Source organism: Serratia sp. TSA_105.2 (assembly GCF_052692115.1).
This window is the reverse complement of the sequence record NZ_JBQZFT010000001.1, coordinates 1,296,044-1,309,935: the sequence shown is the minus strand read 5'-3', so window position 1 is coordinate 1,309,935 and position 13,892 is coordinate 1,296,044. Positions and strand designations below refer to the sequence as shown.

General features: G+C 56.1%; 13 protein-coding genes. 4 read left to right on the top strand and 9 right to left on the bottom strand.

Annotated elements, in window-relative coordinates:
* Positions 1–207: 207 nt before the first annotated feature.
* Positions 208–378, top strand: a complete 171-nt coding sequence (gene rmf, locus ACUTSC_RS06230; RefSeq protein WP_004928150.1) for a ribosome modulation factor — start codon at positions 208–210, stop codon at positions 376–378.
* 63 nt (positions 379–441) lie between these two features.
* Here the strand turns inward: rmf and fabF are convergent, their stop codons facing one another.
* From fabF to ACUTSC_RS06210, 4 genes are all read right to left on the bottom strand, one after another.
* Positions 442–1,719, bottom strand: a complete 1,278-nt coding sequence (gene fabF, locus ACUTSC_RS06225) for a beta-ketoacyl-ACP synthase II (protein ID WP_197768610.1) — start codon at positions 1,717–1,719, stop codon at positions 442–444.
* Complete coding sequence (locus ACUTSC_RS06220) at positions 1,716–2,243, bottom strand: winged helix-turn-helix transcriptional regulator (RefSeq protein ID WP_197768611.1); 528 nt, start codon at positions 2,241–2,243, stop codon at positions 1,716–1,718. Before ACUTSC_RS06220 ends, fabF begins: the two co-directional genes overlap by 4 nt.
* Positions 2,244–2,569: 326 nt before the next feature.
* A complete protein-coding gene (fabA, locus tag ACUTSC_RS06215; RefSeq protein ID WP_004928144.1) occupies positions 2,570–3,088 on the bottom strand; it encodes a bifunctional 3-hydroxydecanoyl-ACP dehydratase/trans-2-decenoyl-ACP isomerase in 519 nt (172 codons plus the stop codon).
* A gap of 68 nt (positions 3,089–3,156) precedes the next feature.
* A complete protein-coding gene (locus ACUTSC_RS06210) occupies positions 3,157–4,905 on the bottom strand; it encodes an AAA family ATPase (protein WP_197768612.1) in 1,749 nt (582 codons plus the stop codon).
* A 210-nt stretch (positions 4,906–5,115) separates the two neighbouring features.
* On the opposite strand from ACUTSC_RS06210, the gene matP reads away from it, so the two are divergent.
* Positions 5,116–5,574, top strand: a complete 459-nt coding sequence (matP, locus tag ACUTSC_RS06205; protein ID WP_004928138.1) for a macrodomain Ter protein MatP — start codon at positions 5,116–5,118, stop codon at positions 5,572–5,574.
* Between the two features lie 101 nt (positions 5,575–5,675).
* On the opposite strand, the gene ompA is transcribed toward matP, so the two are convergent.
* Both ompA and sulA read right to left on the bottom strand, forming a co-directional pair.
* Positions 5,676–6,752: a porin OmpA gene (ompA, locus tag ACUTSC_RS06200; protein ID WP_197768613.1), complete on the bottom strand. Its 1,077-nt coding sequence runs from the start codon at positions 6,750–6,752 to the stop codon at positions 5,676–5,678.
* Positions 6,753–7,108: 356 nt separating this feature from the next.
* Positions 7,109–7,615 (bottom strand): SOS-induced cell division inhibitor SulA, encoded by a 507-nt coding sequence (sulA, locus tag ACUTSC_RS06195; RefSeq protein ID WP_047727899.1) that lies wholly within the window; start codon positions 7,613–7,615, stop codon positions 7,109–7,111.
* Between the two features lie 229 nt (positions 7,616–7,844).
* Here sulA and ACUTSC_RS06190 point away from each other — a divergent pair, with 229 nt between their 5' ends.
* Entirely contained in the window at positions 7,845–8,501 is a 657-nt protein-coding gene (locus ACUTSC_RS06190; protein WP_197768614.1) for a TfoX/Sxy family protein, read from the top strand.
* Positions 8,502–8,505: 4 nt separating this feature from the next.
* Here ACUTSC_RS06190 and yccS read toward each other — a convergent pair whose 3' ends face one another.
* Entirely contained in the window at positions 8,506–10,641 is a 2,136-nt protein-coding gene (gene yccS / locus ACUTSC_RS06185) for a YccS family putative transporter (protein ID WP_107227733.1), read from the bottom strand.
* Between the two features lie 26 nt (positions 10,642–10,667).
* A complete protein-coding gene (locus tag ACUTSC_RS06180; RefSeq protein WP_197768615.1) occupies positions 10,668–11,120 on the bottom strand; it encodes a YccF domain-containing protein in 453 nt (150 codons plus the stop codon).
* A 166-nt stretch (positions 11,121–11,286) separates the two neighbouring features.
* Here ACUTSC_RS06180 and helD point away from each other — a divergent pair, with 166 nt between their 5' ends.
* On the top strand, positions 11,287–13,341 hold the full coding sequence (gene helD / locus ACUTSC_RS06175; RefSeq protein ID WP_197768616.1) for a DNA helicase IV: 2,055 nt from the start codon (positions 11,287–11,289) through the stop codon (positions 13,339–13,341).
* Positions 13,342–13,373: 32 nt separating this feature from the next.
* On the opposite strand, the gene ACUTSC_RS06170 is transcribed toward helD, so the two are convergent.
* Positions 13,374–13,832 (bottom strand): methylglyoxal synthase, encoded by a 459-nt coding sequence (locus ACUTSC_RS06170; protein ID WP_015377363.1) that lies wholly within the window; start codon positions 13,830–13,832, stop codon positions 13,374–13,376.
* Between the last annotated feature and the right edge of the window lie 60 nt (positions 13,833–13,892).

Genomic DNA, 13,892 nt, shown 5'->3' with positions numbered 1-13,892 from the left:
AGGGATTTCTTTTTCATTTCAAAAAGTTAAACCCTTTCCCGGCAGATCAGCCACTTAGCACTTTCCTCGGGCGTAGCTCACAAATATGACATTGGCGTGAATTTTGCGCATTGATCTTCTCTTCTTTTAGCGCTATTGATTACTCGTGGCTGCGCAAAAAGCAGCCATTGTTTTCTTTCCACCAGACCAAAATGAGGGAAACGAGGCATGAAGAGACAGAAACGCGATCGTCTGGAAAGGGCGCATTCGAGAGGGTATCAGGCAGGTATTTTAGGGCGTTCCAGGGAACATTGTCCCTACCAATCATCGGTGGACGCCCGGTCTCAATGGCTGGGAGGTTGGCGAGAAGCCATGGAAGACAGGGCTGTGACCGCTTAAGCGGCTCCCTGTCAAATAAAAGGAATAACCTCCGCCTTTGGCGGAGGTTTTTGTTTCAGGCGTTTATTTATCCTGCCAGCGTTTCAACAAAATACTCGCATTCACGCCGCCAAAGCCGAAGCCGTTTGATAAGGCGTAGGTCATATTCATCGATTCCGCCTGTTTCGCGACCAGATGCAAGCCTGCTGCCGCCGGATCGGGGTTATCCAGATTTAGCGTTGCAGGGGCTATCTGATCGCGCAGAGCCAAAGCGGTAAAGATGGTTTCCAAACCGCCTGCGGCGCCCAGCAGGTGCCCGGTCGCTGATTTCGTCGAGGTCACGGCGACAGTCCCGGCGGTGCCAAACAGGTGCTTGATGGCATTGATTTCACCTAAATCGCCTACGGGTGTCGAAGTCGCGTGCGCGTTTAAATGCTGAACTTCCTCGGGGGCGACGTTCGCCTGCTTCAACGCAATTTTCATCGCCCGATAGGCGCCGTTGCCGTCTTCAGCACCGGATGTCATGTGGTAGGCGTCGGCGCTGGTGCCATAGCCGACGATTTCCGCGAGCGGCGTGGCGCCGCGCGCCTGCGCATGCTCCAGCGTTTCAATCACCAGCATGCCGGCGCCTTCCCCCATGACAAATCCGTTCCGGGCGCTGTCGAAAGGCCGAGAGGCCTGCCGCGCCAACTCGGCCGGTGCGGTGGACATGGCGCGTGCGGCGGCGAATCCGCCCAGGCTTACGGTGTCGATAGCGGCTTCGGTACCGCCGCATAGCGCGATATCGGCCTCATCATTGCGGAGCAGTCGCACTGCGTCGCCGATGGCCTGCACGCCGGCCGCACAGGCGGTGACCGGTGCGCCAATCGGGCCTTTGAAGTGATGCTTGATGGAAACGTGACCGGCCGCCAGATTGACCAGGAAAGAGGGAATGGTGAATGGCGACAGGCGTTTGGCACCGCGGCTGTCGGTGGTGCGTACCGCCTGGGCAATCGCCGGGAAGCCGCCAATACCCGAGGCGATGACGGTGGCGGTGCGCTCTTGCTTTTCCTCGGTATCGGCTATCCAGCCGGCCTGACGAACGGCTTCATCCGCCGCTGCCATGGCAAACAGGATAAAGCGATCCATTTTCTTTTGATCCTTGGGGGCGACGGAAGCGTCGGGGTTGAATCCCGCTTCAGCATCTTGCGCCAGCTCCGGGACCTGGCCTCCGACCTTGACCGGCAAATCTGCAACGATCTCGTCAGGTAAAGCCCGAATGCCGGACTCTCCTTTTAATAAACGTTGCCAGATGCTCTCCACGCCGCAGCCTAACGGTGAAACGGCGCCCATGCCGGTAATAACGATACGACGATTGCTCATGACTGCTCCTTGGTAAGTTCGGATAAATCGGCGAGGCGCCGCTGCCGCATCAGTTCGGCGCGTTGACGTATGCCGTCATTTGCCGCAGGCCCTGGTGCCAATGTGACAAACTGCGGCGGCACCTGCTGTTGGGTATCGACATTGACCAACTGGACCTGGATCGGCCGATCGGTGCGGCCGTCGACTAACAAGGCGCTAATGTCACCGTCGATCAAATGACGATTGCCCCATTGTGAGAGAGCGGCCAGCACGGGGAGAAAATCGTTGCCGCGTTCGGTGAGCAGATACTGATAGCGGACCGGCCGCGTTTGATAACGTTGCTTATGCAGAATGCCGTGGGCCACTAAATCCTTCAGGCGTCGGGCCAGGAGCGTCGGTGACATCCCCAGACTTTGTTGGAATTCGTCGAATTTGGATAACCCCTGAAAGGCATCACGCAGGATCAGGATGCTCCACCATTCTCCGACGCGATCTAATGAACGCGCGACGGGGCAAGGTGCATCGCTAAAGCGAGTTTTTTGCATATCGCCTCTTTGTAGATACATTTATTGTAGTTACATGGGTGACTATACTAGGTGATTTTGAGGGGCAAGAAAATAACCGGATGCAAAAAACCGCTATCGCGTCGATAGCTGGCTGCAGGGAGGAGGCTTCGCTCAACGAGCCTGTAGCTTTGGCCGTTTCGGATAAGCATAGGGCAAGAAAGGAGGGAAAAGGCGTTGCGACAGCGGGCGATTAAAGGTGATGAATGGTCTTTAAACGATAAGACAAAGAAATGCCGCCACGATAGCGTGACGGCATGCGCCGAACGTTGGAAAAGAAGACGGTGGCCGCCTTCCCGTCAGCGTGATTAGAACGCTGTGGTATCCTTGAACAAGCCCACTTTCAGGTCGGTGGCGGTATAGATCACTTCACCGTCAACCAGCACTTCGCCATCGGCGACGCCCATGATCAGCTTGCGGGTGATGACGCGTTTGAAGTTAATGCGGTAGGTCACTTTCTTCGCGGTTGGCAGCACCTGGCCGGTAAACTTGACTTCACCGACGCCCAGCGCGCGGCCTTTGCCTTCGCCACCCAGCCAACCGAGGTAGAAACCGACCAACTGCCACATCGCATCCAGACCCAGGCAGCCTGGCATGACCGGATCGCCGATAAAGTGGCAACCGAAGAACCATAGGTCCGGATTAATATCCAGCTCCGCTTCCACATAACCTTTGTTGTGAGTCCCGCCGTCTTCAGTCATCTTGACCACGCGGTCCATCATCAACATGTTACCTGCCGGCAACGGTGGGCCACCGGCGCCGAACAGCTCGCCACGGCCGGATGCTTCGAGGTCTTCTTTCGTATAGGAATCGCGTTTATCTACCATGTTCTCAGTAAGCCTTATTTTAATGAAGGACGCAGGTTAGCTAACACGTGTACGCTGAACAAGTCCGATCAGCCGTGGTTGAACCAGTTGAGCCAGCGCAGCGGCCACGGACGACGGCGTTCTTGCAGGCTCACCTGCGCAATCCGTTCCTGTATGGCCGCCAGCAAATTCGGCTGTTGTTCGTCAGAGTAGAGGCAACCTGTGAGCAAAGGCAAGGCGTTCGCCGCGCTCTCTACCGCCCACAGATGGAATTGCCCCTCGCGTACCGCGTCAACGACATCCTGACGCAGGCACAGGTGGCGCACGTTGGTCATGGGCAGTACGACGCCCTGTTTACCCGTCAGGCCGCGGCGTACACAAACCTCGAAGAACCCTTCGATTTTTTCGTTAACGCCACCTATCGGCTGTACGTTGCCGAATTGGTCGACGGAGCCGGTGACGGCGATCTGCTGGGTGATCGGTTGCAGTGACAGGGCGCTGACCAATGCACACAGCTCAGCCAGCGAGGCGCTGTCACCGTCCACTTCACCATAAGATTGCTCAAAGACGATGGAAGCGGAGAAGGGCAGTTGCTGATCAAGGTCCAGTTCGGCGATCAGAAACGCCTGCATGATCATCATGCCTTTAGCGTGCAGGTTGCCGCCCAGTTCGGCTTTGCGCTCGACGTCGGTGAACTCGCCGTCGCCAAGATGCACAACGCAACTGATGCGTGACGGTTCGCCAAAGCTGCGTGGATGGCCGGGATAATCCAGGACTGACAGACCGTTGATCTGTCCGATCACTTCACCCTCGGTCTCAATCAGAATCTGACCCAGCTCGATCTCATCCTGCATACGCTCGGCCAGATAGCTTTCACGCCATTCGCGGGCATTTAACGCCGCTTCGAACGCTTTGGCCGTAATGCGATCCTCTTCGGCATACAGTGCGGCTTCGGACAACTGCTGGCCAAGCCAAACCGGCGAGAGTGGCAGGATGCCCTGGTCGCCACTGTAACGTACCGCCAGGACGATCAGCGGCGGCCAGGCGTCGGTCGCCAGCATCGGCAACTGCCGATCGGCAATCACGCCGTTGACGTAGCCGCACCACTGCGCCATATCATCAATTTCAGTCAGCTGCAGGTCGTCTTCGAATTCACCGTAGATCGCTTGTTCACTCAGTTCCGGCTCGATATCGTGAAAATCGGCCAGGCCGTGACGGTCACCGACCACGATCAGCCGCAGGTCCAGCGGCATCGGTGGAATGGCTACCGGCAGCGGGCGGGTTTCGTCTGGCGAAACCCAATGGAACTGACGCTGGCCGATCATCTGTTTCAGGCGCAGCCACAATAACGGCTGAGCCAGCAGCGCACGTGCAGACAGAATCAGAATGCCGCCGTTGGCCTGGTGCACCAGACCCGGCTGCAGGGTAATGTCGCCATTGTGGATCCGTACGCAGCCAAACAGCTGTTCCGGTTCGATCCAGTCCTGGAACAGGCAAGCGCCGCCGGCGGCAAAAGGTTCATCGCCACGGCTGGCCGGTTCTACGCTGACCTTGCCATCCTGAATGACATAGTGGCTGCCGTTGCATGCCGTATTTTTCGGCAGCAATGGTTTGACGGCGTGAGCGATCAGTTCCAGATACTCTCGCGTTTCTTGCGCTTTCAACAGCATGAAACGCGGGGGCGATTGAGGGTGGCAAAATAGCGTCAGGGCATTTTCCAGCCGAGGCTGAATGGCGGAAAAGGGCACGGGTGCCAACTGAGCGGCGGTATCAAATATCGCCTGATAAGGCGTTACGTCCGGCAATAAAGATTGCCATTCAAGTCGGTTATTGGTCAAAGTGTTAGATGCAATCGTTAAAAAGGGAAAGGGCGATTATACAAGAATAACGGCGGCTTGATACATGCGGAGTGCCAGTTGGCATCAGGGAGTTTGACATCGCGCGGTGACTGTGCAAAAAACAGTCTAAAAGACGGTTTAATTGCCGGGGAAATTCGGCGTAAAGCTGTTATGCTTATTTGAAGTTACGCGGTCACTGAAGAGCTCAAGATGAAATATCAGCAACTGGAAAATCTGGAGAGCGGTTGGAAATGGAAGTACCTGGTGAAGAAGCACCGGGAAGGGGAACTCATTACCCGCTACATTGAAAACAGCGCTGCTCAGGAGGCGGTTAACGAGCTGCTGAAGCTGGAAAATGAGCCGGTAAAGGTACTTGCATGGATTGCCGCTCATATGAATCCGGAATTGGATAACCGGATGAAACAAACGATCCGCGCCCGCCGTAAACGACATTTTAACGCAGAACATCAGCATACGCGTAAAAAATCTATCGATCTGGAATTTTTGGTTTGGCAACGATTGGCTGCCTTGGCGCGCCGCCGTGGCGTCACGCTGTCGGAAACCGTCGTGCAGCTTATCGAAGACGCTGAACGCAAAGAAAAGTATGCGAACCAGATGTCATCGTTGAAAGAAGACTTGAAGGCGATTCTTGGCAAAGATCCCAAGTAAGTGCGTGAGAACGCCTTTGTGGTGCTTGGCTTTGAATGTTATGGCAACAAGAGGACGAAAAAAAACCCCGCATAGCGGGGTTTTTTATTAGGCGAGTAAACTTAGCCCTGAGGCTGAGTTACAACGTCTTTGATACCTTTAACTTCGATCTCTACGCGACGATCTGGTGCCAGGCAAGCGATCTGAGCTTTGGTAGCGCGGCCAGATTTGTAGCCACAGGTGTTGCCAGTAACTGCATCTGCTTCACCCATACCACGTGCAGAGATTTTGTCTGACGGGATGCCTTTGGAGACCAGGTAGTCAACAACGCTCTGTGCACGCTGTTCGGACAGTTTCTGGTTGTACTGGTCAGAACCAACGGCGTCGGTGTAACCCAGAACCACTACAGAACCGTCTTTAGGATCCATGGAGCTCAGCTGGGTGTACAGCTGATCCAGAGCCTGCTGGCCTTCTGCTTTCAGAGTAGACTTGTTGAAGTTGAACAGCACGTCAGACTTCAGAGTGAAACGCTTGGTTTCAACAACTGGAGCCGGAGCCGGAGCTGGTGCTGGTGCAACTACATCATCCTGACCGAAGCGGTAAGAAACGCCCAGGCTCAGCATGGTGTTGTCTGGACGCGCGCCAACGGTACCTGCGTCACCGATGTTGCTTACGAACTGGTAATCCAGGCGAGTAGCCCAGTTTTTGGTCAGTGCGTATTCAACACCAACAGCAGCCAGCGGAGAAACGCCGGTGTCGTGGTCGCTCAGGCGAGTGCCGTTGCCGTAGTTAGCTTTGGAATCTGCACGCCATACCATACCACCCAGACGAGTGTAGATGTCCAGATCGTCAGCAATTGGGTAGCTCAGTTTAGCAGCCAGTTGAACGCCCTGTGCTTTGAAAGCACCGTTGTTCACGCTGCCTTTGTAAGGCATGCGGCCGAGCCAATCATAGCCCAGTTCGAAGCCCAGGTATTGGTTTGCCTGGTAGCCCAGGAACGCGCCAGCACCCAGCTGATCTTTGTGGGTTGGGCCGTTGCCGATACCGTTCTGGTAACCGTTGCCGTAGAAGCCAACGTCATGATACTGGGACCAGCCCAGTTTAGCACCGGTGTACCAGGTGTTATCTTTTGGAGCGGCTTGCGCTACGGTAGCGAAACCTGCCAGTGCCACTGCTAATGCGATAGCTGTCTTTTTCATTTTGCGCCTCGTTATCATCCAAATAGGCAATGAGCTTTAAAGCTGTTTAAGCCCTTGGTTAAATTCCTTCGCCAAGGTTTAAGCCCTCGTTTGTTACTCGCCAGTTTTTCTGACGTTATAGAGCAACCTTGGCGATGTAAAGTCTACAACGTGGCGCGAAAGTTACAAGTGTGATGTGATAAGGCTCTAAAAAAAAACGCGGAATCGTACATATTTGCTAACATTCTTAGCTTAAAAAATCGGCGGTTCATCGGGCGTTTTTGCTTGCCAAACCGCAGCCGGACTCGCTTTTTGCCTTCCCCCGCAAAGGTTCCGCTTATGGGGTGCGAAAATGATGGGAAAAATCCTAAATTTACTTAATGATACAAAGAAGAGTGAATTTTTAGGGTGGAACAGTGTCCGTGAGTCGGGTCAATGTCACGTTGAGGACGCATGATAAACCCGTAGGCATTACCCAATTCTGCCGCACGTCTTAATTTTAGACGATCCTCCTCCGTTAGTTCGGGCAACCAGCCGAGAACCACGCTATAGTTCCCCGTTTGCAGCGCTTTTTCCATTGCCTCAACCGTATTCACCGGGCTGATTTGGCTCAACTGCACCATTTTATCCACCGGCAGGCCGGACTGCTGTAGCCATTGCTTGCTTAACTTTTGCTGCGGTGTCAGCCACAGCAGCCAGCGAGACTGCTTGCCCAGTTGCTGCAGCAGGGGCAACAGCAGTTGAGCCACTGCGGGCTGGCGCTCGTTGTAAACAAGTTCACTGATCAAGCCATTCTCTTTGCCGACATTCGTGTTCTTCGCAACGCTGTTCGCGGTAAAAGAGCCATGGCTGAAATGAGGTTGGTAGAGTGATTGAGTACGCATAAAGTTCCCGCCCGTCGTATTACTGTATGTTTATACAGTATCCCTGATTTCGGATAAGATCAACCCAAATTTTCGTAGCGGCTCGCATAATTGCGATCATTTTTTGTACCGGTGTTTTTTGTGATTGGCATGCGGGCAGATAGTGCGTATTTTCCTAATTAGTTGTTCACGTTACTCTTTTCATTGATAAGAGAAATAATACGACCGGAACCTAAAAAGGAGAAATGCTATGAAAAGGATGTCGACGCGGAGGATCGCGCAGGCTAAAAATTGCTTCGCAGCGCTGGGCGCCATCACCACGCGGTCACAGTTTGGCGGCTATGGGCTGCTGGCTGAGGGGGTAATGTTTGCAGTGGTAGCGGAAGGTGAATTGTACTTGCGAGCTACGGCGAGCATGGAACCGACCTTTCGCGCCAGAGGGATGGTCAATATGGTCTATTCCAAGCGCGGAGCGCCCATCACTTTGCGTTATTACTGGGTTGACGAGTCGCTGTGGCGGGAACGCAACGAGCTGGTGGGACTGGCCTGGCAGGCCATCAGGGAAGCGCGCCGAGAGCAGCAGGTCAAGGCCGGCGATCACGGCAGATTGAAGGCGTTGCCGAACATAGATGTCAACATGGAACGCTTGCTGTGGCGAGCGGGGATCCGCAACGCCTATGACCTGCGGCTGCATGGCGCTAAACGCAGCTATCTACGCCTGCTGCAACAGCAGACCAATCTGGGTCTGCGCGTGCTGCTGTCACTGGGCGGCGCGATAGCCGGTTATCATCAGGCGGCATTGCCGACCGAATTGCGCAACGAACTGGTGCGCTGGTTCGATCATACGATGGCGATGCGCCGCCATGGGCATGAGCCAGTGGTTCAGGGCCCATTGAGTGGGCCCTGAATAATTAGGTTGCCTTATTGATTTGGGTGTGGAGTTCGGTGAGCTCCGGCAGCAGTTCGAGCATTAATCCCACCTGCTGCAAGACCAACTGTTCTTTGCTTTCAGGTTCCGGAACGGCTCTGCGAATGCGCTCCGCCAGCTGTTCCAGCGCTTTCGCAATGCGCTGGCTGTTCCGTTCTTCCTGATGCAAGGCGCCGTCCACGTAACACACGGCATCATTGAGCAGATCGAGTGTGGCAGGGGTATTCAGCCGCTCGCGGTGTGCCCCTAACGCCGAGATATAACTCAGGAGAGTGTGGTTTAGGCAGAGCAGGCGGAAGGCGGCTTCCTGCAATTCCTTGTCGGCCTTGGGATCGGCGGACATGTTGGAGATGACTGAAGCCAGTTCGGCATCGCTGTTGTGGGCATCTCGCCGCGCAATGCGGTAGGCGAGGCCGTTATCCTTACCCTGGTGGTATTGCACCAGAATGGCGTCCAGATAACGGCAGTTGGCATTCAGCGTTTTATCCACCACCGCCGGCAGCTGGCGGAACTTCCAGTCCGGCCAGATAAAGCTGACCGCCGCCCAGGCGATGGCGCAACCCAACAAGGTATCGTAAACGCGCGGGGCAGCCACTTCGAATCCCTCACCCAACAGGTTAAAGCACAGCAATACAAGCAGCGTGATGAACATCGTTGCATGGGCATACTGTACGGTGCGAAAAGCGAAGAACAGGACACCGGTGATGACGATCAACACCAACTGCCCTTCCAGTGAAGGCACGAAATAGAGGATTGGCAGGCCGATCAGGATACCGGCCAGGGTGCCGATGATGCGCAGCGCCAGGCGCCGGCGGGTAGCGTTGTAGTTCGGTTGACAGACGAACAGGCTGGTCAACAGGATCCAGTAACCGTGCTGCATGCCGGTGAACTGGATGAAGGCGTAACCCACGCACAGCACCGCCGACATGCGGATCGCGTGGCGGAACAGGGCCGACTGCGGCGTCAAATGGCGGCTGATGCGCAGCCGAATATCGCTCCAGCCGGTTAAGCGATCGTCGGCCAGGCTGTTCTCTTCCGCCTGCCCGCTGGCCAGCGTCTGCTCTGACTCGATATTGGCCAGCTGCGCATCGATCGCATGCAGGTTTTTCAGCAGGTGCGCCAGCGCCTTGGTTTGCTCTGAATTGCCCTGGGTTTCGGCGATGCGTGCCAAGGCCTCCTGAATGCGGCTGAAGGCCGGCTCAAAACGCGGGTTGTGCTGGTATTTTTGCCTCAGCAGGATCGATTGTGCCAGTTGGCGGCAGGCGCGCGCCTGCATGCTCAGCAAACGCTGGAAGCGGAATAAAATATCGCTGTGACGGAATTGGCGGCTGAGCGCGTGATACTGAACGTGGGAAGAGCTGGCGCGTTCGTGGATATCCTGCGCGACAAAATAATAGTGCAAGGTGCGGCGGGTGCCGCGCTGGCCGCGATCGCCTTTCAGTCGCGTCAGCAGCGAGGCTTTGGTCTGGTTAAGCAACGCGACCAACGCGCTGTTGGCCATCGCGACATCCATCCATGGCAGGTCGGCGTCGCGTTCGGCGTCGGGATCGAACAGGTTGGCTTTGGCATCCAGATAGTTGGCCAACTGATCGTAGCAACGCGCCAGGTTCTCTTGCAGAGGCCGGATAGGGAACAGCAGGTGGCCCGCCAGCGTCAGCAGATTGTACCACAGAGCACCGATCACCAGCAGCAGCGGTTGCTGATACCAGGCATCGTACATAGCGGTGCCGAGCATGGTGTAAACCGCGATCAGCAGCGCACCGAAGGCGATAGTGGCGTAACGTTGCCCCAAGGCGCCCAGAAGGATAAAACCGCAGGTCGACGTGGTTAAGCCAAGGGCGAACAACCAGGGGTAGGGGAACAGCAGCTCGATTGAAGCGGAGGCGACAAAGAAGCACACCAATGTGATCAGCAGGTTGCGTAACCTGCCGGCCAGGCGGTCATCCAAATCGGTCAGGGCCGCTGCCACGACGCCCAGCGTTAGCGGGATGGTCAGCTTGGGAATACCCAGCCACCAGGGAACGGCGGTGGTGCCGATCAGCGCAATAAGGATGCGCAGGTGATACAGCAGATTGCTGTTGTAGGTGTAACGACGTACTGCGGGTGCAAAAGAACGCACGAAAAACTCCTCAAACGGAGAAAAAATTAACGCTGATGATAGTGGCGGCGAGCATTCTCAATACGTGCTTGCTGAGCCATTTCTACCGAGACGACACGGCGCCCCACCGGCCACAGCGCGATGGCGGCTATTTTGAAATTGGCGATGCCCACCGGAATGCCGATGATTGAAACGCATTGCACGATACCGGCGGCGATGTGTGACAGGCACAGCCACCAGCCGAACAGCACCAGCCAGATAATGTTGAGCAGTGAGCCGCCGGCGGAGAGCAGCGCATTGCTTTTTTCCGGGTGCAGTTCATCGACGTGTATCGCCTCGTTGCCGAACGGCACCAGCGACAGCTTGGTGATTTCCCAGCAGGAGCGGGTGAGCGGCAGTGTGATGACCAGCAGCACGCTGAACACCGTAGCAATGAGCCAGCCTAGCGTGGTGAAGAAACCGCCCAACACAAAATTAAGAATATTCAGTACAGTACGCATAGACGACATTCTGCTCTAATGATGGTCAAACCGCGATGCGGGCGTATTCACGATAAAAACGCAAAATCTATTCTACCCTTTTTTTAGCGCTAGAGTGCCACTGCTTATCGCAGGTAAACTGGCAGATATCCGTTATTTACTCTCAACATAGTCATGGCGCGACGATATGGAACTTAAAGCGACATCGCTGGGGAAACACCTGGCTCAGCACCCTTATAACCGCGTGCGGTTGCTGCACGCCGGCGTTGAGGTGAGCGGGGAAAAACATGAATACCTGATCCCCTTCAATCAACTGATTCAGGTCAGGTGCAAGCGTGGCATCGTCTGGGGCGAGCTGGAATTTGAATTGCCGGACGAGAAAGTGGTGCGACTGCACGGCACCGAATGGCAGGAAACGCAGCGTTTTTATCACTATCTGCAGCAGGCGTGGCAGCAGTGGAGCGCCGAAATGAGTGAGGTCAGTGCCGGCGTCTTGCAACAGCAGGTGGCACAGATTCAGCGCATTGAGCAGCAAGATAAATGGTTCAAAAAGTCTGAGCTGGGCAAGCTGCAGCAGCAAATCCGTGAGGCTTTCTCCGCGCTGCCGATGCCGGTGGCGCGCCTGGAGGAATTCGATAACTGCCGGGCTGATTACCATCTGTGTCTGCAATGGCTGCAGCAAGGGCACCGCAGCGTTGAACAACGCAACCGGCAATGGACCGATCGCATGCTGGAGCAACATCACGACTTCTTCCAGACCGTCGAGAGCTCACCGCTCAATGACTCCCAGAGCCGTGCGGTCGTCAACGGCGAAGATTCCGTCCTGGTATTGGCGGGGGCCGGCAGCGGCAAGACGTCGGTGCTGGTGGCGCGCGCCGGTTGGCTGCTGCGCCGTCAGGAGGCGGAGCCGGGTCAAATCTTGCTGTTGGCGTTCGGTCGTCAAGCTGCGGGGGAGATGAATGACCGCATCAAAGCGCGTTTGGGCGATGTCGGTATTCAGGCCAAGACATTCCATGCATTGGCGCTGCAGATCATTCAACAGGGTAGCCGTAAAGCCCCGGCCATCAGCCGGTTGGAAACCGATGCCAACGCGCGCAAAGCGTTGCTGATTACCCATTGGCGCCAACAGTGCGCTGAGAAGAAAGCCCAGGCCAAGGGATGGCGTCAATGGTTGACCGACGAGCTGGAATGGGAAGTGCCGGAAGGCGACTTCTGGCAGGATAAACGCCTCGCGGATCGGCTGGCGGGCCGCTTGGAACGCTGGCTGGGGCTGATGCGCATGCACGGCGGCAGCCAGGCGGAAATGATTGAGCAGGCGGATGAAGACATCCGCGATCTGTTTTCGAAACGCATCCGGCTGATGGCGCCGCTGCTGAAAGCCTGGAAAAGCGCCTTGAAAGAGGAAGGGGCGGTGGACTTCTCCGGCCTTATCCATCAGGCGGTCAACATTCTCGACAAGGGGCGCTTCGTCAGCCCGTGGAAACATATTCTGGTCGATGAGTTTCAGGACATCTCGCCGCAGCGTGCGCTGTTGCTGGCGGCGCTGCGTCGGCAAAACAAGCAGACCTGCCTGTTTGCGGTGGGAGATGACTGGCAGGCGATTTATCGCTTCAGCGGCGCAGAGTTGACGTTAACCACGGCTTTTGCCACCCATTTCGGCGAAGGGGCGCAGTGCGCGCTGGACACCACTTATCGCTTCAATGAACGTATCGGCGAGGTGGCCAACCGGTTCGTGCAGCAGAACCCGCACCAGCTGAAAAAACCGCTCAACAGTCTGAGCAAGGGCAATAAAAAGTCGGTGACGATCCTGCCGCACGAGCAGTTGGAGCCCTTACTGGACAAGCTGAGTGGCTACGCCAAGCCGGATGAGCGGATCCTGGTGCTGGCGCGTTACCACCATCTTAAACCGGAAGCGCTGGCGAAGGCGGCCACCCGCTGGCCCAAGCTGGATTTGGAGTTTATGACCATCCACGCCAGCAAGGGGCAGCAGGCGGAATACGTCATCATCGCCGGTTTGCATGAAGGGCGTGATGGTTTCCCCGCCGTGGCGCGCGAGTCGGTGTTGGAAGAGGTGCTGCTGCCGCCGCCGGAGGATTTCCCGGATGCCGAAGAGCGTCGTCTATTGTATGTCGCGTTGACGCGCGCCAAACATCAGGTATGGCTGTTGCAGGATCGTGAACGCCCTTCGGTGTTTGTCGATAACTTGCGGGAACTGGGCGTCCCGGTGCAGAAAAAACCGTAAGTTTGGGCCTGGCGGTAGCCAGGCCGCGAGGACTATTTCAGGCGGTCTTGCAGGTAGCGCTGATAGTCGGGGATAGCGATCTCTACCTCGCTTTTGAACAGCGGAGAGTCGATCAGAAAGTCCGCAGTCGAGCGGTTGGTGGCCACCGGAATATTCCATACGGTCGCCAGTCGCAGCAGCGCTTTCACGTCCGGATCGTGCGGCACCGCGTTCAGCGGATCCCAGAAGAAGATCAGCATGTCTATCTTGCCTTCCGCAATCAGTGCGCCAACCTGCTGATCGCCCCCCATCGGGCCGCTCAGCATGCTGGTGACCGGAATGCCGCTGGCGCGCTGGATCAGATTACCGGTCGTGCCGGTGGCGTACAACTGGTGCTGCGCCAGAATAGTCTTGTGGCTTTCTACCCACTCCAACAGGGCCTGTTTGCGGTGATCGTGCGCTACCAGCGCAATGTGTTTGCGTGCGGCGATAGTGCGGGTGGTCAATTCCATCTCGGTGTCCTTCGCTAATCGGGGATGTGCGACAGATTACTGAAACTGTTTTTCACTGCC